The following is a 22,340-nucleotide window of genomic DNA, read 5'->3' on the forward strand; positions in this document are numbered from 1 at the left end:
TGTTACTCAGGCTAATCCGGAATCACTTCATCTTTTCGCAGGGTCAGCACCTCAAACCCCTCGGCGGTGACGGCGACGGTATGCTCCCACTGGGCAGACAGTTTTTTATCGCGAGTGACCACCGTCCAGCCGTCTTTCCTGGTTTTTATTCGGCTATCGCCCTGATTAACCATCGGTTCAATGGTAAACACCATCCCCTCCTTGAGCACGGCGCCGGTGCCGGGTTTGCCGTAATGCAGCACCTGCGGATCTTCATGCATATCTCTGCCAACGCCGTGGCCGCAGTACTCCCTGACCACGCTGTAGCCATTACCTTCAACATAAGTCTGGATCGCATGGCCGATATCGCCCAGCGTCGCCCCCGGTCTGACAACCTTAATGCCCTTCCACATAGCTTCATAGGTTTTCTGCACCAGCCGACGGGCCAGCGGTGAAACCTCGCCAATCAGATACATTTTGCTGGAATCGGCAATCAGCCCCTCTTTCTCCAGCGTAATATCCACGTTCACGATCGTGCCGGATTTCAGCAGCTCGCTTTCCTTTGGCATGCCGTGACAAACGACTTCATTGATCGAAGTATTGAGCACATAGGGAAAATCGTACTGCCCTTTGCTGGCCGGACGCGAATGCAGGTCGTTGACGATAAAATCTTCCACCCGATTGTTGATGGCCATGGTCGAGACGCCGGGCTGAATAAAGCTATCCAACATGTCGAAGACCGAGGCCAGCAGTTTGCCGGCATGGCGCTGGCTGGCGAGCTCCTGCGTGGTTTTAATGGGAATTGATAGCATTGATCACCTCCAGCAACCGGTCAGAGCCGGACTTGAGCATCATCAGCTTGATTTGCTGATGGTTAAGTTCGGGATAGAGCTCGCTCATCATCCCCAGACGGATCCAGTACTCCGCCTGGGCGTTGACCGAACGCGACATCGCCTTACTGGCGTCACGAATATCGTCGTGCAGCAGGTCTGAAATTTTTACAATACCCATTTATATGTACCATTACGATTTATATATGTTTCGTATATTACGCCTGCGGACGCAAGCGTCCAGTTTTTTCTGCCTCGGCCCCTTTTGCCGTTGCCGACAGCGATCGTGTTGACTGAAAAGAGCAGTATGATGCGCGGCGAATGCCACACCCAGCCGTGTTGCATGAAAGAACGGCAGAGGAATAAGTGTAAGCAGATTAGGGTTTTTATTTGGTCTTCGAAAATTCTCTTATTACTTTCTCTAACCCCTGATTAAATATTCTTATTACGATATCAATTCCATTTATTTTTGATGACCTGAACTTAAGAGTGCGATATAAAACCACGCAAGATTTAACTTTTTTATAACAGAGCAAAGGCTAAGTAAATGAAACAGGTCGGCATTATTGGTTGGCGTGGCATGGTAGGTTCTGTATTGCTTCAACGCATGGTTGAAGAAAACGATTTCCGTGATATCTCTGCACATTTTTTTAGTACCTCCAGCGCGGGGACCGTTGGCCCAACTATAGATGGCGAGAGTTATATCCTTAAAGATGCGAATTCAGTCAGTGAACTCGCCGATATGGATATTATTATCACCTGCCAGGGCGGCGATTATACTCAAGCCATTTATCCCGCACTTATTACGCATGGCTGGCAGGGTTATTGGATCGATGCGGCATCGGCGCTTCGCATGGATGAAAAAGCCTGTATCATTCTCGATCCGGTTAACCGTACCCATATCGATCGGGCAATCCACCAAGGGCTAAAACTTTTTGTCGGCGGTAATTGTTCGATTACCCTCAGCTTGATGGGGCTCGCCGGCTTGCTCAAGGCTGACCTGATCGAATGGATGAGCGTGATGACCTATCAATCTGCATCCGGCGCTGGCGCTAAACATGTCAGAGAATTAATCGCGCAAAGCGCCTGGGTGAGCAATCATTTGTCGGCAGAGGAATTGACCAGCTCCGGCTCAGTCCTTCCTTTAGTCAATAAAGTCAGCGAACTGATTAACAGCGCGGGCATGCCCGTCCAACACTTCGGCGCTCCCCTAATGGGAAGCATCATTCCCTGGATTGATGCCGATTTAGGCGACGGCAATAGCCGCGAAGAGTGGAAAGGCGAAGCAGAAACCAACAAAATTCTGGGCTTGCCCCGCGGAACTATTCCCGTGAACGGTTTATGCATTCGGGTTGGCGTCATTCGCTGCCATAGCGCAGCGATTACTTTAAAATTAAAGCGTGAAGTCAGCGAAGCTGAATTTGCTGAATTAGTGGGTAATGCCCATCCCTGGGTTAACTATGTCCCCAATAATAAAAACGACAGCGTCAGCAAATTGACCCCAGCCTATATCAGTGGCTCGCTGCAGGTAGGCATAGGCCGTTATAAAAAAATGGCCCTGAATAATGAACCTGTATATTCGGTACTCACCGTTGGGGATCAGCTTTTATGGGGAGCCGCGGAGCCTTTACGTCGTATGTTAAATATCTTGCTTAATCGCGTTTAATTGTTCTGCGGCAGGCGTTTTAATACCAGGATGGTGGCCAGGGAAATATATTTATATATCGGTTCCACCACCGCGGCATCCTGTGCCCCGGCCTGTCGCCGTCAAACCCACAGCGAGGTTCTGCTTTCACCACAGTTCCGGCAACAAGGCCAGCGCGTCAGCCACCAGCGTGCGCCTGTCGTTGCCGGGCTTCCAGATGGTCACCATCGTTTGGCCGATCCCCTGATTACCCACTTCGGTCGGCAATTTTTTGACGTTTTTCCACCGCGCCGCATTCATGTGCGTCGGCAAAAATCCCCAGCCGCAGCCCTGTTCAAGCAGGGCGCGCAGCATCTCCTGTTCGTTGGTAAAAATGGTGCGCCCTGAAATCTGCAGACGGCGGGCCACGGGCTCGTCAGTATCCGGGTGCATAATCACCTGCGGTGCCAGCGAAAGTTCCAGCAGAGAAAGCGGTTGTTTAGCGGCGGGAAAAAGCGCTTCGGAGGCGTAAAAATCCATCTCGATTGACCCCAGGGCGCGCCACTCCATAGCGTCGCCCACGCTGCGATGTCGCGCCTGGCAGATACCCAGGTCGGCCAATCCACTCGCCAGCAGCCTTTCCGCCTCGTCACGCGAGGCGTTAATCAGGCTCAGACGAACGTTGCGCCGGGCCATGGCGCCAATCAGCGCCTGTAACAACGTTCTGGGGGTAAAGGGATCGTAGGCCAGCGTAATATCCTGCGTGGCGCTATTCGGCACTTCTTTGGCAAAGGCTTCAAAGGCTTTGACCTGGCGCATCAGCAGGTGCGCCTGACGCTGCAGTTGTTCCCCCTCCGGCGTCAGCTGCAAGCTGCGACCTTGACGCAGAAACAGCGCATACCCCAGACCATCTTCAAGGAACTCAATCAAATCGCGAAGCGTCGTGCGGTCCTTGCCCAGCTGGCGCGCCGCTTTCGCCAGGCTTTTGCACTCAACCACAGCGGTGAAGGCTTCAAGTTGGGCAAAAGAATACATCAGGGTCGGCATTGTGCTCTCCACTCGGTTATTCGGGGGGATTTTCCCCCATGAGGCGTTTTTTATTATAGGCCGCATTTTTTTAAGCTAAACGCCTTCCTGAGCTGAACGAGAAAAAATATGAAAAACAAAGTGGTTAATCGTCGCCTGCTGTCCAGTGTTGTCATCACCCTCTGCAGCGGCCTGCTGGCCCCCATCGCGCAGGCCGCCTGCCCCGGGACCGAACTTAGCGCGTGCCCTGCTCCCTTTGATGCACAGCTTCCGGATACCCATAAAATGCTCACCTGGAGCCAGACCGACCGGGTAATCGGCTTTCGTAACGACTACCGCAATTACGCAGGCGATGTGTTTCATCACGGTCATGCCGTACCGTTGCAGGCTGCAGCGAAACGGTTAACTCACGCCAGCTATCAGGTTAATGGCCACACCTGGACCCTGCAGGATTATCTGCAGCGCCAGAACGTCAGCGGCATGCTGGTGCTGAAAAATGGCAAAGTTGCCTGGAAATATCTGGCGGAAGGCAATACCGACACCACCCTCTGGACCTCGCGCTCGGTGGGCAAGTCCGTGGTATCCACGCTGGTGGGCGTGGCGATTAAACAGGGCAAAATTCACTCGCTCGACGATCTTGTCACCCAGTATGAACCCGACCTGAAAGGCACCGCCTGGGAAGGCGTGACGCTGAGGCAGCTGATTAGCCACACCTCCGGGGTGGCGTGGAATGAAGACTATACTAATCCGCAATCGGACTTCGCCCGGCTTACCGAGTGTGAAGCCAGACCCGGCGCCTATGACTGCGTACGTCAGCTGGTGTCCGGCCTGCGTCGGGCGCATCCGGCCGGAGAGAACTGGTCTTACTCCTCCGGCGGCGCCTGGCTACTGGGTGATGTCCTGGAACGCGCCACCGGTATGACGCTGGCGGCGTATCTGGAGAAAAGTATCTGGCAACCCTATGGTATGGCGAGCGATGGCGTGTGGCATGCCTATACAAAAGGTGAGCACGACGTGGGCGCGCATGGCTTTAACGCCACGCTAGAAGATTGGGGGCGCTTCGGTGAGTTCATCCTGCATAACGGCGTGTTGCCGAACGGCGAGCAGATCTTGCCGGAAAACTGGGTCGCCGAATCATCAAACTGGACCCGGGCGACAGGTTCAGTATCCGCGGCACATCCAAACGGTCTCTACGGCTATCAGTGGTGGAACAATGAAGTGCCGGCTAATGCCAGCAACGTTGAGCCCGCTCCGCAGGCATCCCTTCAACATTCGCTGTGGGCGCTGGGGATATTTGGTCAGATGATTATGGTCAATCAGGCGGAAAATCTGGTCATCGTGCAGTGGTCGACCTGGCCGCAGGCTGAACCCTCCTTCAGCGCCCAACCGCTTGAGGCGTCGCTGATGTTTAGCGCGATAGCGAAGGCGTTACGCTAATGCCGGTTTAAAACTGTCGCTCTTTTGCAGACCATGAGCGAAGTGAGCTCAACCATTTTTAAACGATTGGAAGCCAGCCTGCCAACGGCAAAGCTGCTGCGGTACGCTGGCTATCATCTGCCTGTCGCTGGGGTGGCAAGCCGGTAATATAAGGCGGATCAGCGCCCTTTCTCGATCGTGCAGTTCCACTGCTGACTCACGCTACTCTGACTGGTGGCGATCTGTAGCGACAGGCTGGCGTCCAGAGTATGGGTGACGCTATATTCAAGGACCACGTCATCAAGATCGCGCGCGACGCGCTCAATGCGAAACAGAGGGCGCCCGGGTTCAATATTCAGCAATCCCGCCGTGCGGATATCGCAGCACACCGGCGTATAGCGTTCGGTCGCGTTAGCCGGCGAGTAGCCGAATGTTTCCCGCAGCTGTTTATAGAGCGATCGGCTGCCGTCCACGTGACTCAGGTCGTTATAAATTCGGCCGTTAAGCCAGGTCAGCACGTGGCCGACCGGCCGCTCACCCTGCACGAGTAACCGCTCCAGACGCATCAGTTGGCTACCCAAATCGAGCCCCATCTGTTCCGCTACGTGGCGGTCGGCCATGGTTGAAATCAGCGACAGCACCTCCACTTCTATCGCGCCGGGAGCAGCAAAGGTGGTCAGTACGTCCGGCAGGTCGGTGTAGTATTTTTGCAGCGCATCGCGGTTGATAAACGTGCCTTTTCCCTGCTCGCGATAAACCATACCGATGCTGGCCAGCGAATCTATCGCCTGTTTAATCGTGCCGCGCGCCACCTTGAACTCCCCGGCAAGCAGCAGCTCGCCCGGGAGTTTATCGTCATAGGTAAAAGAGAGGATCCGCTGCAGGATAACGTCTTTTATTCTTAAATAGAGAGGGAGTCCATCCGACTCATACATACTTGCGCTCCAACTCAGAGATAGTGTATCTGGCTCCTGTATGCGCTCAGTATATCCTGATTTATCTCCTGATTACCGTCTATGTTTGCGCTGGCGAGAACCGGCGGCGTGCGCGCATTTTCCAGCATAATTTCGCAAATACGCAGTACCAGGCTGTTGGCGATGGCCGCCCCCATGATGGTGGAGAGCGGCGCCACTTTCTGCGCCAGCCCCGGCAGGCTCACCGCCGCATCGCCATACTCGCAGTGGTTATCAAGGGTGATATCGGCAATGTCTACCAGCAGTTTACCGCTGGAGTGGCGGGAAGAGACTCGTGCCGCCGTCGCCAGGCTGGTAATGGCGATAACCCTGGCTCCGCAGGCTTTTGCCGCCAGCGCGACATCGATCGTAATCGCATTTCGCCCCGACACTGAGTGAATCAGCAGAGTATCGTCGGCCCTCAGCGGCGACTGTTCAACCAGCACGCGGCCAAGATTTTCCACATTTTCCACCGCGCTGGTAAGGGTTAACGGCCTGACGTTAAGCATCAGCGCAGGGGTAAAAAGCGGGTTGATGATGGCCAGACCGCCTGCCCGATAGCTCATCTCCTCCGCCAGAATACCGGCGTGGCTGGCGCCAAAGACGAAGATATTGCGCTGCGCCAGAATGCTGTGGGCCATCATTTCTGCCGCCCGGTTCAGCTCATCGGCGCGCTGTTCAAGCAACCCCAGCTTCTGGCGGATCTGACTGTAATACTGTTTCAGTGCCTGGCTCATAGACTTCCTCCTGATATCAGAACGTCAGCAAGCGGGTCAAAAGATGGATTAGCGGCGCGAGGACAAACATATCGCTATCGCCCGCCCACAGCGCGGTATCCGGGATCGTGTTGTTGATAAAGCCGGTCACGCAGAAATATTGTCCCCAGGCGACCACCGTTGAGGTGATAAATCCCGCCAGCAGCGCGCCTTTATAGCCGCCTGTGATATTGCCGAAGACCCCTGCCGTACCGGCATGGAAGAAAATGACGATCATGCTGGGAATAAATACGTAGCCGGTATAGCGGCCGATCAGGGTCAGCCACAGCAGCGATCCCACAAAGGCACCGACGAACCCCAGCACCACCGCATTTGGCGCAAAGTTGAACAGAATCGGGCAGTCCAGCGCAGGTTTGGCCCCCGGAACCAGCCGCGAGCCGATGCCGTTAAACGCGGGCACCATTTCACCAATAAACATCCGCACCCCGAGCAGCACCACGGCGATGCCACCGGTGAACATCAGCGATTGTTTAAGGGCATAGATGTAGAAGCTCAGGTCGCCGGATTGCGCAAGGATCTCCGCCGCTTTCGGGGTGCCTTTGATTTGCAGAATAAAGGTGCCGATAAAAAACAGCAGCGCCATGGTTAACGCGGTCACCACGTTGGAATCGCGCAGAAAACCGAGCTTCTTAGGGACTTTGATATCTTCGGAACTGATTTTATTACGGGCGAAGATCTGGCCGAAAATGGCCCCCAGCAGCGCGACCGAGGCGGAAGTATGCCCCAGCGCCACGTTATCGTTGCCGGTAATTTTCCGTACCCATGGCTGAACCAGCGCGGGCTGCAAGGTCCAGTACAGTCCCATGATAACCGTCAGCATGAGCGTCAGCTGTAGCGCAGAAATAGCGGGCTCGGTGTTCACCATCACCCCGGCAAATATCATGGTGGTCCAGAACATCATGTGTCCGGTCAAATAGATATATTTAAAGCGCGTCAGCCTGGCCAGCAGTAGATTGATAGCGAAACCGCCGGCAATGGCGATCGTCACGCTGCTTCCGTAGCGTTCGCTAAAGCGCGCCTGACCGATAATATTGGTCAGATTCATCGAGCTGAGGCCGAAAACTTCGGTCCAGATCGGCTGAAAGATCAGTAGCGCGGAAACGATAATCCCGGCCCCCGCGCCGATGATCAGAAAACCCAGAATGCCTTTCAGGGTGCCGGACACAATGTCTGCCAGCGATTTTTTCTGCAAAACCAGTCCCAGCAGCACGATCAGGCCAATTAAAATCGACGCCTCACCAAATATGTTGATGGTGATCCAGCGCAGGACGCCAAGAAACTCGCTCATGTTGGCTCTCCCGCGCGCAGAATGTGCGCCTGGGTCAGCGCCGCGGTGATTTCTGCGTTATCAATGTAGTTGTTTACTACCACCACCGGGCAGGAAAGATGCTTCAGGTTGTCCACCAGTTCAGCATTGGTGATGACGACATCGGCGTTGGCCGAAGCGGCGGATGAGACATCCATATGTTCCACGGAGGCCTGAATCCCGTGCTGCTTTAATACCGCCTCAACGTTCATTTTTAAAATCAGGCTGGAGCCCATACCTAAACCACAGACTGTCAGAATTTTCATCGCTATTCACTCCGTGTTAATTACAGCTATAAACGCTGTGAGCCGCTGGCCAACAGCCGATAAAGTTGTTCCGGATCGTCTGAATGCATCAGGGTATGCAGATTATTTTCATCACTGAGCACGGTGACGATATGCTGGATAAGGTGGATATGCGCGTCGCTGCTGGTAGCCGAAAGGCCCAGAACCACCCGCACAGGGTCGTTTTCCGCATGACCAAACGCCAGCGGTTCGCGCAGCCGGATCGCGCTAATTTGCGCTTTGATCGCTCCCTGTTCCGGACGGGCATGCGGCAGGGCCAGACCAGGGGCGATGACAAAATAAGGGCCCAGCTCGCGATAGCTGGCGATCATCGCCTGGACGTATTGCGGACTGCAGGCCCCCGCGCGGCACAGCGCGTTCCCCGCCTCGCGAATAGCCTCCTCCGGGGTAGCGGCCGGGCAGTCAACGGTTATCGACTGACGTTCAATCATCACGGGCTCCTTGCGTTAAGTGGTGGCGAATGGAGGCCAGGGTGGTCGCCAGCGCCCGGGCAACAAACGCGCGCCCTTTCTCTTCGCTCGCCAGGGTGGGGTCCCCCAGCACCGCATAAGCAGAAAACTCGGTCCAGCGCATCGGCTGATAGCGAAAATTCTGCGGGAATTCGGGATAGTGCGCGCGCGCCTCCGCCATGTTGACGAACTCCGGCGCCAGCGCCAGCATCAGCGAGGTTTCGACCTCGTCGGCATGCATATATCCCGGATAAGCCACCGCCGAGGTTTGTCGTTTTTTTACCTCTTCATCCATACCCGCCCAGCTGTAGCTAAGCAGCGTGATGCCCTGCTCTTTAAGCTGGCGGGAAGCGGCTTTAATCGCGTCAAAGTTGCCGTAATGCGCGTTGATCACCGCCGTGGTGGTAATACCGTAGCTGGCCATGTTTTCCGCCAGCGCCACCAGCAGCGACGTCAGCCGTTCATTACCGATATCAATCGCGCCCGCATGCCCGCGCAGCGACCAGACCTGGCTATAGGAGACAACCGGCAGGCTCAGCGCGCACTCGCCCAACTGCTCATCAAGCCGCGCGCAAAACCGCTCGGCCAGCAGGTTATCGGTATCCAGCGGCAGGTGGTCGCCGTGCGGTTCGACCGCGCCAAGGGGCAGTAAGGCTATCCGCGCCTTTTGTAGCGCCCGCCTGGCCTCGCGCTCATTTAAATGATGCAGCTTCATGACGCCTCCTCAGGCAAAAGCGAGGTAACGCGCCGGGTTTTCGACGAAGAAATCATGCAGCAACGCTTCGCCGTCAAACCCCGCCTCCCGGGCCTCTTCCATGAATCTTGGCCGCCAGTCGCTGAGGATGAACTTCAGCCCCAGCCCTCCTTTACCGTAATGCGCGCTCATGGATTTACGGGCAAAATCACCGCCGATCAAAATCTGCTTTTGATAACCGCGCTGGCAGAGCGCCAGGATGGCCTGGGTGCGAATGTGCTCAGGGTGATATTTAATGCGGCTGATACCGTCAAATGAGAGAAACGCCCCGGTGTTGGCGATCTGACGGTGCAGCCAGGGGTCAGGATTGCGATCCATATGGGCAAAACATAAGCGGGACAAATCCAGTCCCCATTTTTTAAAGATCCGCGCCTGTTCGAGTCCCATCGTCCCCATTTCCGTATGGCTGTGCATCGGCGCCCCGGTACGCTGCTGGGCGCGAACGATAACCTCCATGGTTTTGTATTCCAGAGGGGAAATGGCGTTATAGCCGGTGCCACATTTCACTACGCCGGCCCGATGCGCGGTGCCTTCGATTCCCTCGGTGACCTCGCGGCAAACGTGTTCAACCAGTTCGTCGACGTCAGAACGCTCAATCCACTCGGCAAAAGTTTGCGCTGTGCCCGGTCGCTGACTACTCCACAGAAACCCTTTGTTAAAACCCGCGGTGGCAATAATGTGCAGCTGCTGGCGCTGCGCCATGGCCGCGACAGCAGCGGCCTGACGACCATAATCCGGCGCGGTGGCGTCGTAGATGGCATTGCCTCCCGCCTGGCGGAAGTCGCTTAATTCACGCTCAGAAGCCTGTGGATCGTCGAGCAAGAGGTCGTCATCCTGACGCTCGGCCCAATAGGGCGGAATACAGTAGATATGGTCGTGGCTGTAGGTTACGCCCAGCTGATTAGCGGAAATATCCCCGTTTAACGTTCGAATGATGGCCATGTTTCTTACTCTCCGGAACGGATAAGAAGGTGCCTTCAACATAGGCGCGACTCACTTGACCAGTCAAGTGATCAAGTTCGCATCAATCATATTAAATTCTTATCTGTGAGGTGGGTCGACATTAACATTTATGTGACGTTGTCACGTAAATAGATTCGGGCTAAAAAACCGTTACTCATGGAAAAATATAGGTGTTTCAGATGAGGCGATTAAATTTATGTTCTATTAATTCAATTGGATACGCACCTATTAAACCAATACATTTCAGACTAATAATCAATACCTTTGATTAAAATGTTTAATTGAATGAATCGATAAAGAGAGTATTGTTAAAAACAATGATGAGCGGAGATAAATAAATGTTACGAGATTTTTTGAAGGTAGAAAAAGAGGATCGACTGGTGGAACAGCAGGACGCCAGCAGCGATAACGGCAATTCAACGGACGTCACCGAATGGATAATTGTGAGTAAAAATGGCGATAAAAAAGGCCGGGTGGCGTTATTCAATCAATTTTCCACCCGTCGTTCGTATTGCGTGAATTATCGAATTACCCAGTTTGATAATAGCGGCAAAGTTGTCGTAGACCGGCTGGCAGAATCTCTCTAATCACGGGAAACGCAACACACCGGCGTTTTGGTCACCTGTCGCCAGAGCTCGCAGAACAATAACCGATAAGTGCCGCCGCCCGCGCCTTTATCCGGGACCGTCGCTGGCGGCGGCCAGCAGCGGCACAATCACATCGCTTAACGGCGTGGCAATGTGGTAAATACGGCCGTAACGCTGCACGACCCCGTTACGAATATCCCACTCCAGCGGTAGACCAGCCTCACGGTCGGTGAGTATAGAAGTACTTAAGTCCGGAGGCGCGCGATGAAATCCCGCGACGATCTCCTGCGCCACGCTCTCGTCCAGCCTGGCGCCTGCGGCGCGAGCAACCTTCAGCCCCTCCTGCAGATAAGCAAAAGCCAGCGCGGTGATATCTTCGCGCGCAAACATGCCTGCCCGCCGTCCCGCCAGTACCATCAGGCCCGCAACCGCGTTTTGCAGCAGTTTACGCCACGCCACGGAGAGAAAATCGTCGCTAATATCCACTGCGCAGCGCGTGTCCCGTAGCGCATACTGTACCCGTTCAGCCCCCTGCACATCGGGCAGCGTCAGGCGCGGTTTCGCCCGCAGCCAGACCGATGCTTCCGGTTCGCGCTGCGCGGGGAACCAGACGACCGACGGCAATACCGTCGCTTCCGCGACATGAGGCGCGAAAAGCGCTCGTTGTTCAACGCCATTTTGCAGCACGCAAACCACCGTTTGCGCATGGCATAGCGCTTTAAGCCACGGCGCAATTGCGGCAATTTGCGTTGCTTTTACCGCCACAAAAAGCAGATCGAACGGCGCAACGACCGAAGACGGTTCAGTGACGACTGGCCCCGGAACCACAATCGTTCCGCCATCGAAACGTAGCGATAGCTGCGGGTGAGCGCGCCGGCCGCATACCAGAGGCGTTCGACCCACCTCGTGCAGCGCGGCGGCGATGGTGGTGCCAATGGCGCCGGGACCAATCAACGCAACGGTGGGTTCTTCAACATTCATCTATGCCTCCAGGCCGCCTCCGGCCCCTGAGATTTCATGGCTACATAACATAAACGCGACTTCGTTCGCATTACCATTTTATTCATATGGGTAATCTGAATGTGTGTGTCGTCGTACACACTTTCTCCATTAACAAGGAAGGTACATGTTTCCAGAATACAGAGAGCTGATTTCTCGATTGAAAACCACGCACCCGCGCTTTCAGTCGCTATTCGAAAAACATAACGCACTCGATCACGACATTTCCCGGATAGAAGGAGTCGATGGCAAAGGATACAGTCTCGAGCTCGTACAGATGAAGAAAGAAAAACTTATGTTGAAGGATGAAATGCTCAAAATCCTCCAGCATGAAAGCCTGATGTAGACGATAAGGCCGCCGCCATGGCGGCCTTCTTATACCGCCTGACTACGAGCGAATAAACGCCAGCAGATCGGCGTTAATCACATCGGCGTGGGAGGTATGCATGCCGTGCGGAAAGCCGGGATAAATTTTCAGCTGGCTGTTCGGCAGCAGCTTATCCTGCAGTATCGCCGCGTTTTGATAAGGCACCACCTGATCGTCATCGCCCTGCATCACCAGCACCGGCAGCGTAATGGCTTTTAAATCTTCGGTCTGGTCGGTTTCAGAGAAGGCTTTAATCCCCTCATAATGCGCTTTTGCGCTACCGGTCATGCCCTGCCGCCACCAGTTCTGAATAGTGCCCTGGGACACCTCCGCGCCCTCGCGGTTAAAGCCATAAAATGGGCCGGACGCCACGTCGAGATAAAACTGCGAGCGATTGGCAGCCAGCGCCTGGCGAAAACCATCGAAGACTTCAATTGGCGTACCGCCAGGATTGCTCTCCGTTTTGACCATCAAGGGCGGAACCGAACTGATCAGCACCGCTTTGGCAACGCGCCCCTGCGGTTGTCCATACTTCGCCACGTAGCGCGCGACCTGCCCGCCGCCGGTAGAGTGCCCGACATGAACGGCGTTATGCAGATCCAGATGCTCCGCCACCGCGGAGGCATCGGCGGCATAATGATCCATATCGTGACCGTCACTCACCTGATCTGAACGACCGTGACCGCGTCGGTCAATCGCAATCACCCGGAAGCCTTCTGCCAGGAAGAAAAGCATCTGGTTATCCCAATCATCGGCGCTTAATGGCCAGCCGTGATGAAATACGATGGGCTGCGCCTCTTTCGGGCCCCAGTCCTTAAAGTAAATGTTGACGCCGTCTTTGGTGGTCACAAATGCCATGTTACAAACTCCTCTGAAGAGAAAACAAGGCTGCGGGCCTGACGCCTGCAGTTGGTCGGGTGTAAAGGTCGGATGCTCAGCCTTAACGAGCGTGTCTCGTCAGGTTTGAAAGTGATGCGCAGAAAAAGTGTAGATGATTTTTGCGATGCCGGAGATGCGAAAAGAATTCAACAAATGGGCTGTAGAAAGCCCATTAAATAAAGTCGTCAGGGTCATTTAACGCTGGATAAACTTAGTAACGCCTGATGGTCACCGTTGCCGCGCCGGGCTGGTCGAGCGAGGCCAGTCCCTCTTCCACCCGCCCGAGCTTTATCAGACCGGGCGAGTGGCGAAAGTCTTCGCGAAAAATAGCCAGGTTGCCCCACGGCGCGTAATAGGCCATATCGCCGCGTCGCGGAGTCATTGATTCGCCAGCATCCACATCGCGCAGCTTCTCCGGCAGCCAGGCGATCTTTTCCGTAGAACCATAATCCTCAAGCTTCACCGTCATTGGCAGCTGCGCCACAAACGCACTAGCCGCAGCGCTCTCGTCCAGCAAGCCGACGACCGTGACGCCCTTAAATACAAACTCAATCTTCACCGCGTTCTCCCTGGCGGCGGCGGATGCCGCGCCCGTCATCATGATCAAAATGGATAGCACCGCACCGAGCGTTTTCAGCATCCGCTCACCCTTCCAGACCGCGAGCGCGCAGGACTTCCCCCACCACCGCTACTGCCGAAAAGGCGTTTGGCCAGCCGGCATAGAACGCGGCATGAGCAACAATCTCCCCCGCCTCTTGCGCGGTAAGGCCGTTATCCATCGCCCGGTTAAGGTGGTAGCCAATTTGCGCGCTTTGCCCGGCGGCGATCAGCGCGCTGACCGTCACCAGACTACGATCGCGCGGTTTCAGCCCCGGCCGCTGCCACAGGTCGAGAAACAGCGGTTGAGCGGTAAACTTCACCAGCCCGGGCGAAATTGCGCCGAAGTTGTGCTCCACCGTTGACGAGCGCTGATTTTCCGCTGCCTGATTAAGCGCCAGCAGCTCGGGGGATGCCGAAGCCAGCTGCTCGCGGCGGATACCGCGGGCGGCAAAGATATCTTTCGTGACCGCAACGGCGGCCATCGCGTTAGGCCAGCCGGAATAAAAAGCCAGATGCGTGATGATCTCGGAAATTTCGACCGGCGTGACGGCGTTATCCAGGGCAACATCAACATACTGTTTTAGCTCGGCGGGCTGGTTACGCGCGATCAGAATCGCCACCGTCACGATGCTGCGATCGCGACGCGAGAGTTCACTTCTCTGCCAGAGATCGTCTATCAGCACCTCGCTGCCGAAACGGACAAGCGCGGGCGCGACGGACTGGACATCCTCAGCGGACAGTACGGTTGGGCTAAGTGGAACCATTTTTTCACCTCTCTTTTCTTCTGCCTGGACAGGCGCGCCCAGCATCAACGACATTGCCGCAGCGGCAATAAAAGCTTTCATCCTGTACTCCTTCCCGGCACGTTAATTCTTCAGCCTTTCCACCAGTTGACGCTGGTACTCAGGCAGTTGACTGCGGCTGGCGCTCTGAAAAACCAGCGGAGGAAGCCAGATCATTCCCGCATGCAGAGCGCTGGCCTTCATCGGCGTGAAGACGTCGGCGAGGCTGACGCCAGTTCGCCCGGATTCGCCGTATGTCGATTCTCCTCCCGCGGCGGTCGTAACAATCAGCATCTCTTTACCCTGCCATACGCCCGGCCCCACGCTGCCCCAGGTATCGTTCAGCCAGGCCTTCATCATTGGCGTGATGTTGAACCAGTGGGTCGGGAAGATAAACACGACGCGCGAGTGTTCCCGCATCAATCGACGCTCGGCATCGGCATTGATATTGCGGCTGTCATAGCCGTAAAGCGTCTCAAGATTGCGTACGGTCACGCCGGGCACGCTTTGCGCTGCGGCTTGAAGACCTTTCGTCAACACCGATTGCTCAGGGTAAGGATGAGAGACGATAACCAGCGTTTTAACCTCGGCGGCATGGCTGACGCGGTTATGACTAAACAGAACGATGGCGATGGCCACAAACCACAGCAGACCGGCGAAATTGCGGGGCGAATATGTCATTGAGCTCTCCTTCTCTTTTGCCACAGGTTAAGCCGCGCAAAAAGAAGGAGCCAGCCCTCGCTATCGAATGGGGCTGTGAGCCATTTTCATCAATCAGGCTACAAACCGAGCGGCTGCAGTTCACGGACCAGCGCGATCAGCAGGCGCAATCCGGTAGGGATCTGGTGTCGGCTGGAGTAATAGATATAGAATCCCGGCCCGTAAGAGGCCCAGTCGGTGAGCACCAGACGCAGGCGCCCCTCGCTGACGTGCTGCTTAATCAGCGGCTCCGGCAGGTACATCAGGCCGAATCCTTGAAGGATGGCCACCACGCCCGTCTCCGCCAGATCGACGGTTAACAGCGGCGGCACTTTGATCGTCAGCTGCTCTTCACCGCGCTCAAACTCCCATTTATAAATCCGATTGTTTCCCAGACGGTTGCTGACGCAGCGGTGGTGCTGAAGATCGTTGGGGTGCAGGGGCTCGCCGAAGCGGGCAAGATAATCGGGCGACGCGGCGACGACCCAGCGCACATCGGCGGAGAGACGCTGCGCCACCATATCTTCCGGTACGGTACCGCCATAGCGGATACCGGCGTCAAAACGCGCTTCGGTGACATCAACAATGCGGTTACTGGCCACGATATCCAGCTCAATATCGGGATAGCGTTCGGCAAAAACGGGCAGGATCGGCGCCAGCAGCAGCGTGGCTGCCTCGACGGCGACGTTGAGCCGAATATGTCCCGCAGGCGAGTCGCGAAACTGGTTGAGCTGTTCAATCGCGCCATCGATGGCGGCCACCGGCTCGCTCACCGCGCTGGCCAGACTCTCGCCTGCCGCCGTCAGGGTTACGCTTTTGGTCGTACGGTTCAGCAGACGCACGCCCAGCCGCGCCTCAAACCCCTTCAGGGCATGGCTCAGCGTCGAGGCGCTTACGCCGAGCTCGACGGCGGCCTTACTAAAACTGCGATGACGAGCGATGGCGCAAAAATAGACCAGGTCGGCCATATCGGAACGGTTTACATTCATACGTTCTCGCTAACCAGATAGAAAATAAGCTGAAAAAACAACGTTACCTTGATTTGATGGCGTAAAGCAATCTGGCGTAACGCCAGTTCTGGCCGGAAAAGCGGCCTCCATTGATTCTGGGCGTCAATCATTATGCCATTGACATTGACCTATCAAACTAGTTTACTAGTACAAGATAAATTTCAGGATAGCGAATAATGCAACGCGTAATCATCATGAATCTGCACGGCTGGTGGCGTACTTCCCGATAACGGGCAGTATCGTCACGTCTGCAGTTTGCACACCGATACCCGGCCCGCTAAAACGCGGGCTTTTTTTCGCCCGGATTTTACGCATAGGATGCATCTGCCGAAGTGCAAGCAGCCGGGAGCCGCTGCGCAGTACCCGATTTCACTTCATGTGCAGCGTCCTTTCCGGGGGCAGACCCCGAATCATCAGACACTGCACATACAACAAGGAGCAATAATGAGTCCCTTACTTAACCCCTACTTTGGCGAATTCGGCGGTACGTACGTTCCGCAGATCCTCATCCCCGCGCTACGCCAGCTGGAGGAGGCGTTTGTTAGCGCACGTGAAGATCCGCGCTTTCAGGCGGAATTAACCCATCTATTGAAAAACTACGCCGGTCGCCCGACGGCGCTAACGCGCTGCCGTAACCTGACGCAGGGTACGCGCACTACCCTGTATCTCAAACGTGAAGATCTGTTGCACGGCGGCGCGCATAAGACTAATCAGGTGCTCGGCCAGGCGCTGCTGGCAAAACGGATGGGCAAAACCGAAATTATTGCCGAAACCGGCGCCGGTCAGCACGGCGTGGCCTCGGCGCTGGCCAGCGCGCTGCTGGGCCTGAAGTGCCGTATCTACATGGGGGCGAAAGATATTGAACGTCAGTCGCCAAACGTCTTTCGTATGCGCCTGATGGGGGCCGAAGTGATCCCGGTGCACAGCGGCTCAGCCACCCTGAAAGATGCTTCGAATGAAGCGCTGCGCGACTGGTCCGGGAGCTATGAGACCGCCCACTTTATGCTGGGCACCGCCGCTGGCCCGCATCCTTTCCCGACTATCGTACGCGAATTTCAGCGCATCATCGGCGAAGAGACCAAAGCGCAGCTCCTCGAAAAAGAGGGGCGCCTGCCGGATGCGGTTATCGCCTGCGTTGGCGGAGGTTCCAACGCCATCGGCATGTTCGCTGACTTTATCGATACGCCCCAGGTCGGACTGATTGGCGTTGAGCCCGCTGGCCTGGGCATTGAGACCGGGGAACACGGCGCGCCGTTGAAACACGGGCGGACCGGCATCTATTTCGGCATGAAAACGCCGCTGATGCAAACCGATGACGGCCAGATCAAAGAGTCCTGCTCTATTTCCGCCGGCCTCGATTTCCCGGCCGTCGGGCCGCAGCATGCCTATCTGAACAGTATTGGCCGCGCGGAATACGTTTCGGTCACCGACGATGAAGCGCTGGCGGCATTTAAAACCCTGAGCCGTTCTGAAGGCATTATTCCGGCACTTGAGTCATCCCACGCCCTCGCGCATGCCTTAAGAATGATGCGCGACAATCCGCAACAAGAGCAGCTGCTGGTGGTGAACCTTTCCGGCCGCGGCGATAAGGACATCTTTACCGTGCACGACATTCTGCAAGCGCGAGGAGAAATGTGATGAAACGCTATAACGATATGTTTTCGCGACTGCAAACTCGGGGAGAAGGCGCGTTCATTCCCTTCGTGATGCTCGGCGACCCGCAGCCGGATCTGTCGCTGCAAATTATCGATGCGCTGATCGAGGGCGGAGCCGATGCGCTGGAACTGGGGATTCCCTTCTCCGATCCGCTGGCCGACGGCCCGACAATACAAAATGCCGCCCTGCGCGCGTTTGCAGCCAACGTCACCCCTGCGCGCTGCTTTGACATGCTGGCCGCCATTCGCGCCAGGTATCCGGCGCTGCCCATCGGTCTGCTGATGTACGCAAACCTGGTGTATAACCGGGGAATCGAGACGTTTTATGCCACCTGCGCCCGCGCGGGCGTCGATTCTGTGCTGGTAGCAGACGTCCCGTTCGAAGAGTCGGCGCCGTTCCGCGAGGCCGCGATGCGCCATGATATTGCGCCCGTGTTTATCTGCCCACCCAATGCGGACGATGAGCTGCTGCGACACATTGCCGCTCACGGCCGCGGTTACACCTACCTGCTGTCGCGCGCGGGCGTAACCGGCGCGGAAAAACGCGCCGCGCTGCCGCTGGAACATCTGGTCTCTAAGCTTGGTGACTATCAGGCGCCACCGCCGATTCAGGGGTTTGGTATTTCAACCCCGGAACAGGTGGCGGATGCCATGAAAGCGGGAGCCGCCGGGGCTATTTCCGGCTCAGCAATAGTGAAAATCATCGAACAACACCAGGACGATCGGGAGGCGATGCTCTGTCAGTTGAAGGCTTTCGCCCGCAACCTGAAAACAGCCACCGTCAGGCCAACATAGCGTGGGGTTAATGCGGCAAAATGCCGGTGGTGATGAATATCCATCACCGGCAATATCGTCTGGCCGCTAAGGGATATGCAGGGTAACGTAAAAAGGGAGCTTGCTGCTCTGGCCTGAGTGCTGCAAAATTTAGCCCGTTTCCCCAGACACCATCATTCGGCCACCTGACAATCCTGTTTTTATCCGACCGAGGCGCATTTATGTTACCTGAGTGTGATAAAGCCATCATCCTGCTGCATGAAATCTACGGCATTAATGCGCATATTCAGCGAAACGCCGCGACCTGGCGCAGCCGCGGCTTCGATGTCTACACGCCAGCGCTTTTTCCCCACTCTGCGCCGTTCGCCTATGAGCAGCAGGAGCAAGCCTGGCGTCACTTTAACGATAACGTCGGATTCGACACCACCGCCATTGAGTCGCTGCTGGCCGAGCTGAAAACAAAATATGGCATGCTAATCCTCATCGGCTATAGCGTGGGCGCCACCTTGGCCTGGCTGGCCGCCAGAAGCGGTTTCTGCAACGCCGCGATTTGCCACTACGGCTCGCGGATCCGCCACTACAGCGACGTTGCGCCGCCCTGCCCGACGCTGGTGATTCTCGCCAGCGAGGAACCGGCGTTCGATCCCCGGGTAATGCAAGATCAGCTGGAGAACGTCCCCTCCGTGACCTGCCGGATGTTCAATGCGCAGCACGGCTTTTGCGACGCTGACAGTCCGGCGTGGGATCCGCGCCTTACGCAGCAGGCAGACGAAGATACGCTGCAGTTTTTAACGCTTATTCAGCAAAGACAGGAGGCCTGATGCAACAGGTATTTCAATGGATTAACGAACCCGCAACATGGTCGGAAGAGGACGGCTCACTTAGCGTCGTAACCGATGAGGAAACCGACTTCTGGCGCGAAACCTGGTACGGGTTTGAGCGCTTCTCCGGGCATATCTATGCCACGGAAGCCGCGGGGGATTTCACCTTTCAGGTGCGGGTGCGCGCAGATTTCAGCACCCTGTATGACCAGGCGGGGATTATGTTAATGCAGGACGCCCGGCACTGGCTTAAGGCCGGTATCGAGTACAACGACGGCGCGCCCGCCATCGGTAGCGTATTGACGCTGGGAACTTCAGACTGGGCCACCGGCATTTTTCCAGGCAACCCCGCGGTGTTCTGGCTGCGCCTGACCCGTCGGGGCGAAGCGCTGCGCCTGCAGTACTCAACGGATGGCCACCAGTGGCCGCTACTGCGGCTGTGCCCTTTTCCGACCGGCGCCGCGAAAGTGGGCATCATGTGCTGTACGCCGCAGCGCAGCGGCCTGCGGGTTAATTTCGACGAAATATCGCTGCTGCCGGCCAACGATAAAGATTTGCACGATTTAAGCTGAGGGGAGCCCCCAGGGCGGACGCTTTCGCTGAATAATCGCGACGAAGGTATGATTTCTGGCTGCCGGGACTGCATGACTTCTCACCTTGCTGCTAGATTGGCAACAACTTGCAGGCGAAAAGGAGGAGGCGTCATGTTTTCCTATATTATGCTCGGCACTAACGATCTGCCGCGCGCCATTCGTTTTTACGATCCTTTGATGGAGATGCTGGGGCAGCCGCAAAGCGGCCGAAGCGATCAAGGCGCATCGTGGGGGACATTCAGCGGAAACAGCACCATCGGGCTGTGCGTTGGCCAACCGTTTAATCAGCAGCAGGCAACAACCGGCAACGGCGTTATGGTGGCTCTGAACGCACGTTCGGTTGAGCATATTCAGCAGCTGCATCAGCTGGCGCTCAGTCTGGGAGGAAGCGATGAAGGCGCTCCGGGACATCGCCCGCAGTACGGTGAAGGTTTCCACAGCGCCTACGTCAGAGATCCGGACGGCAATAAGCTGGCGTTTGTTTATTACGCAAACGCCGACTGAGGCCGCTGGCCGGCAAATTCAGGCAGGGTTGTCCATTGCGAAACCCTGTCTGTCTCTGAGCGGCGCGCCGGATGCGGTTAGCCTGATGAGACGACCGCAGCCCACTACGATGCAGAATGCGGCTTTGTCCGCATCAGCCCTCGGTAAACATTCCCGACGTAAAGGTCGCCCTCATGGCTTCGATCTCTTCCTGGCGGGCCGCGTTTAAGGCAGACAGCATATTGCAGGTAAAATCCAGAAAACCAACGCCGTTGGCGGTGACCAGGTTGCCGTCGCGCACCGATGGCACGTTTTTGTACCGTGAGGCGCCGCGATAGGCTGACCCCGCCCTGCTCTGCAGGTATGCCAGGCCGTTGGAGGTATGGTCAACATCATTAAGAAAACCGTGTGCGCCGAGGAATGCCGAAGCATCGCATATTGCGCCGACGACGATCTGCCGCGCCTGCGCTTGCTGAACCAGAGGCACAACCCGCTGAGCCTCCTCTCCCCACCAGTTCATTCCTCCCACCAGCACCAGAGCAGCGTAGTCATCAGGTATCGTCTGGAAGGTATAATCCGGCAGACAGCGCACCCCGCCAATTGACCTCACGGGCCCCTCATCCGCAGCCACGGTCCTGACTTCGTAGCGCGGCTCCCATACGCCAAACCCCCGGCGCAGGCCGGGCGCCAGCAGCGAAAACTCCCAGTCGGCATACTCCTGGATGAGGACAAACAGCACTTCTTTACGCGTATCCATAGACAGGGATTTCTCCTTTTTTAAACAGAATTTGCCGTCGCAATATCCGGCGAGTCGATCGACACTGGTCGCCGCGCCGTCGCCAGAAACTGTATAAATGCACAGTAAGAAAGGCAAGGTTATTTTTCCACCGTGGACAACCGTGCTCCATTTTTGCGAGTCAGCTCCCCGGATAGCAATCTATCCGGGGAAACGGGCTATCATCTCCTGAGATCTGAGCCGGTATTTAATGAAATTCGCCTGCGCGCCAGAAGAAGTTCCTTCACGATATAAAGCCTGTATCCTTCCGGCCGTATCCTCGGCGAACGTAGCTCTTTCAGCGTAATTCCGGCGATATCGCCCGCCGCCAGACATTTGCGGATCGCGCTGCCGCTAAGGCCGAGCTGTCTACGTAGCACCGCCAGTAAGCTGACCTGAAAAGCGCGCTCGACGTAGACGTTGACGCTGACCTGAGCAGCACGGACAAGGCTGATTCGCCAGCCTTCCCGTACGACGAATTCAGGCGAACCCGCTAACAACGCGCTATTGCGCCGCAGAACCTGCAAATCGTGAGAGTAGTCCTCTGCAGCAGATTTATCGTTTGCCATGAGTCGCTCATAGAGGTGTGGATCTATTTTACTGACGGGTAAACGAGAGAACAGGCTGATGTTCCAGGTGTATGCGCAGCGGACGCACTTATAGATACTCCAGACATCGAGCTGTTTTTTTTGCGAATTGATCCGGAAGGCTCCGGATGGCGTGAATTTCTGCTGCCCATGGCAGGCGGGACAGCGTTTGCTTAGCAGCTGGTAGCCCGCAGGGCTGACGTTCCATGTGACTTTCATGGTGAACCTTTTTTTTAACCCATACAAAAGCGGATCCGTCGATAACGGACCGTGATATTTGCAATGTGAAAAATATTTAGAGAATACTTTTCAGTGGGTTAAAAAAAGATTTCCAACGCGACTACCCTG

27 protein-coding genes and 1 other annotated feature are annotated in these 22,340 nt (G+C 56.0%); of the genes, 9 read left to right on the forward strand and 18 right to left on the reverse strand.

Annotation, left to right across the window (positions count from 1 at the left end; genetic code table 11):
- Positions 1-11: 11 nt before the first annotated feature.
- Together map and KO1_RS17595 are read right to left on the reverse strand one after the other, a co-directional pair.
- A complete protein-coding gene (map, locus tag KO1_RS17590; protein ID WP_049128336.1) occupies positions 12-791 on the reverse strand; it encodes a type I methionyl aminopeptidase in 780 nt (259 codons plus the stop codon).
- Positions 772-990 carry a ParD-like family protein gene (locus KO1_RS17595; protein WP_004102160.1) on the reverse strand — a complete coding sequence of 73 codons (219 nt, stop codon included), beginning with the start codon at positions 988-990 and terminating at the stop codon, positions 772-774. The genes map and KO1_RS17595 overlap by 20 nt, the downstream gene beginning before the upstream one ends.
- 366 nt (positions 991-1,356) lie before the next feature.
- Between KO1_RS17595 and asd the strand changes: the two genes are divergently transcribed.
- Positions 1,357-2,475, forward strand: coding sequence for an aspartate-semialdehyde dehydrogenase (gene asd, locus KO1_RS17600; RefSeq protein ID WP_049593116.1), 1,119 nt, complete (start codon positions 1,357-1,359; stop codon positions 2,473-2,475).
- Between the two features lie 126 nt (positions 2,476-2,601).
- On the opposite strand, the gene KO1_RS17605 is transcribed toward asd, so the two are convergent.
- Positions 2,602-3,480, reverse strand: a complete 879-nt coding sequence (locus KO1_RS17605; RefSeq protein ID WP_004102162.1) for a LysR family transcriptional regulator — start codon at positions 3,478-3,480, stop codon at positions 2,602-2,604.
- Between the two features lie 108 nt (positions 3,481-3,588).
- Between KO1_RS17605 and KO1_RS17610 the strand changes: the two genes are divergently transcribed.
- The gene (locus KO1_RS17610) at positions 3,589-4,896 is read left to right on the forward strand and encodes a serine hydrolase domain-containing protein (RefSeq protein ID WP_004113150.1); all 1,308 of its coding nucleotides are present in this window, start codon (positions 3,589-3,591) and stop codon (positions 4,894-4,896) included.
- A gap of 158 nt (positions 4,897-5,054) precedes the next feature.
- Here the strand turns inward: KO1_RS17610 and KO1_RS17615 are convergent, their stop codons facing one another.
- From KO1_RS17615 to KO1_RS17645, 7 genes are read right to left on the reverse strand one after another with little or no spacing between them, the layout of a single operon-like run.
- Positions 5,055-5,810: a GntR family transcriptional regulator gene (locus tag KO1_RS17615; protein WP_004102164.1), complete on the reverse strand. Its 756-nt coding sequence runs from the start codon at positions 5,808-5,810 to the stop codon at positions 5,055-5,057.
- Between the two features lie 14 nt (positions 5,811-5,824).
- A complete protein-coding gene (locus KO1_RS17620) occupies positions 5,825-6,565 on the reverse strand; it encodes a sugar isomerase domain-containing protein (protein ID WP_024274197.1) in 741 nt (246 codons plus the stop codon).
- Between the two features lie 16 nt (positions 6,566-6,581).
- A complete protein-coding gene (ulaA, locus tag KO1_RS17625; RefSeq protein ID WP_004102166.1) occupies positions 6,582-7,892 on the reverse strand; it encodes a PTS ascorbate transporter subunit IIC in 1,311 nt (436 codons plus the stop codon).
- Positions 7,889-8,176, reverse strand: coding sequence for a PTS sugar transporter subunit IIB (locus tag KO1_RS17630; protein ID WP_004102167.1), 288 nt, complete (start codon positions 8,174-8,176; stop codon positions 7,889-7,891). The genes ulaA and KO1_RS17630 overlap by 4 nt, the downstream gene beginning before the upstream one ends.
- A gap of 26 nt (positions 8,177-8,202) precedes the next feature.
- A complete protein-coding gene (locus KO1_RS17635; RefSeq protein ID WP_004102169.1) occupies positions 8,203-8,646 on the reverse strand; it encodes a PTS sugar transporter subunit IIA in 444 nt (147 codons plus the stop codon).
- On the reverse strand, positions 8,639-9,379 hold the full coding sequence (locus KO1_RS17640; RefSeq protein ID WP_004113156.1) for a creatininase family protein: 741 nt from the start codon (positions 9,377-9,379) through the stop codon (positions 8,639-8,641). The genes KO1_RS17635 and KO1_RS17640 overlap by 8 nt, the downstream gene beginning before the upstream one ends.
- A gap of 9 nt (positions 9,380-9,388) precedes the next feature.
- A complete protein-coding gene (locus tag KO1_RS17645) occupies positions 9,389-10,360 on the reverse strand; it encodes a phosphotriesterase family protein (RefSeq protein ID WP_004102173.1) in 972 nt (323 codons plus the stop codon).
- Positions 10,361-10,719: 359 nt separating this feature from the next.
- On the opposite strand from KO1_RS17645, the gene KO1_RS17650 reads away from it, so the two are divergent.
- The gene (locus KO1_RS17650; RefSeq protein ID WP_004102175.1) at positions 10,720-10,968 is read left to right on the forward strand and encodes a hypothetical protein; all 249 of its coding nucleotides are present in this window, start codon (positions 10,720-10,722) and stop codon (positions 10,966-10,968) included.
- 87 nt (positions 10,969-11,055) lie between these two features.
- Here KO1_RS17650 and KO1_RS17655 read toward each other — a convergent pair whose 3' ends face one another.
- A complete protein-coding gene (locus KO1_RS17655; RefSeq protein ID WP_032728286.1) occupies positions 11,056-11,949 on the reverse strand; it encodes an oxidoreductase in 894 nt (297 codons plus the stop codon).
- 145 nt (positions 11,950-12,094) lie between these two features.
- Between KO1_RS17655 and KO1_RS17660 the strand changes: the two genes are divergently transcribed.
- Positions 12,095-12,313 carry an HP1242/YdcH family protein gene (locus KO1_RS17660; protein ID WP_004102179.1) on the forward strand — a complete coding sequence of 73 codons (219 nt, stop codon included), beginning with the start codon at positions 12,095-12,097 and terminating at the stop codon, positions 12,311-12,313.
- Between the two features lie 42 nt (positions 12,314-12,355).
- Here the strand turns inward: KO1_RS17660 and KO1_RS17665 are convergent, their stop codons facing one another.
- The 5 genes from KO1_RS17665 to KO1_RS17685 all read right to left on the reverse strand — a co-directional run bounded on the left by KO1_RS17665 (position 12,356) and on the right by KO1_RS17685 (position 16,283).
- Positions 12,356-13,192, reverse strand: a complete 837-nt coding sequence (locus KO1_RS17665; RefSeq protein ID WP_004102181.1) for an alpha/beta fold hydrolase — start codon at positions 13,190-13,192, stop codon at positions 12,356-12,358.
- Positions 13,193-13,424: 232 nt separating this feature from the next.
- Positions 13,425-13,853 carry a cyclophilin-like fold protein gene (locus KO1_RS17670; RefSeq protein WP_017145844.1) on the reverse strand — a complete coding sequence of 143 codons (429 nt, stop codon included), beginning with the start codon at positions 13,851-13,853 and terminating at the stop codon, positions 13,425-13,427.
- A gap of 4 nt (positions 13,854-13,857) precedes the next feature.
- Positions 13,858-14,658: a carboxymuconolactone decarboxylase family protein gene (locus KO1_RS17675; RefSeq protein ID WP_024274198.1), complete on the reverse strand. Its 801-nt coding sequence runs from the start codon at positions 14,656-14,658 to the stop codon at positions 13,858-13,860.
- A gap of 21 nt (positions 14,659-14,679) precedes the next feature.
- Positions 14,680-15,276 carry an NAD(P)H-dependent oxidoreductase gene (locus KO1_RS17680; RefSeq protein WP_004113165.1) on the reverse strand — a complete coding sequence of 199 codons (597 nt, stop codon included), beginning with the start codon at positions 15,274-15,276 and terminating at the stop codon, positions 14,680-14,682.
- A gap of 98 nt (positions 15,277-15,374) precedes the next feature.
- A complete protein-coding gene (locus KO1_RS17685; protein WP_023329733.1) occupies positions 15,375-16,283 on the reverse strand; it encodes a LysR substrate-binding domain-containing protein in 909 nt (302 codons plus the stop codon).
- A gap of 224 nt (positions 16,284-16,507) precedes the next feature.
- Positions 16,508-16,602 (forward strand) — a sequence feature (Trp leader region).
- Positions 16,603-16,748: 146 nt separating this feature from the next.
- Between KO1_RS17685 and trpB the strand changes: the two genes are divergently transcribed.
- From trpB to KO1_RS17710, 5 genes are all read left to right on the forward strand, one after another.
- Positions 16,749-17,942: a tryptophan synthase subunit beta gene (trpB, locus tag KO1_RS17690; RefSeq protein WP_023329734.1), complete on the forward strand. Its 1,194-nt coding sequence runs from the start codon at positions 16,749-16,751 to the stop codon at positions 17,940-17,942.
- A complete protein-coding gene (gene trpA / locus KO1_RS17695) occupies positions 17,942-18,754 on the forward strand; it encodes a tryptophan synthase subunit alpha (RefSeq protein ID WP_004102196.1) in 813 nt (270 codons plus the stop codon). The genes trpB and trpA overlap by 1 nt, the downstream gene beginning before the upstream one ends.
- A gap of 200 nt (positions 18,755-18,954) precedes the next feature.
- Positions 18,955-19,554, forward strand: a complete 600-nt coding sequence (locus tag KO1_RS17700) for a dienelactone hydrolase family protein (RefSeq protein ID WP_064407073.1) — start codon at positions 18,955-18,957, stop codon at positions 19,552-19,554.
- Positions 19,554-20,126: a DUF1349 domain-containing protein gene (locus tag KO1_RS17705; protein WP_023329735.1), complete on the forward strand. Its 573-nt coding sequence runs from the start codon at positions 19,554-19,556 to the stop codon at positions 20,124-20,126. Before KO1_RS17700 ends, KO1_RS17705 begins: the two co-directional genes overlap by 1 nt.
- 132 nt (positions 20,127-20,258) lie before the next feature.
- Positions 20,259-20,651 carry a VOC family protein gene (locus KO1_RS17710; protein ID WP_004102202.1) on the forward strand — a complete coding sequence of 131 codons (393 nt, stop codon included), beginning with the start codon at positions 20,259-20,261 and terminating at the stop codon, positions 20,649-20,651.
- 133 nt (positions 20,652-20,784) lie between these two features.
- Here the strand turns inward: KO1_RS17710 and KO1_RS17715 are convergent, their stop codons facing one another.
- Positions 20,785-21,387, reverse strand: a complete 603-nt coding sequence (locus KO1_RS17715; RefSeq protein ID WP_004102204.1) for a DJ-1/PfpI family protein — start codon at positions 21,385-21,387, stop codon at positions 20,785-20,787.
- Between the two features lie 200 nt (positions 21,388-21,587).
- Positions 21,588-22,211 carry a DUF1062 domain-containing protein gene (locus KO1_RS17720; protein ID WP_047719817.1) on the reverse strand — a complete coding sequence of 208 codons (624 nt, stop codon included), beginning with the start codon at positions 22,209-22,211 and terminating at the stop codon, positions 21,588-21,590.
- Positions 22,212-22,340: the final 129 nt, after the last annotated feature.

The organism is Klebsiella oxytoca NBRC 105695 (assembly GCF_001598695.1).
Taxonomy (GTDB): Bacteria; Pseudomonadota; Gammaproteobacteria; order Enterobacterales; family Enterobacteriaceae; genus Klebsiella; species Klebsiella oxytoca.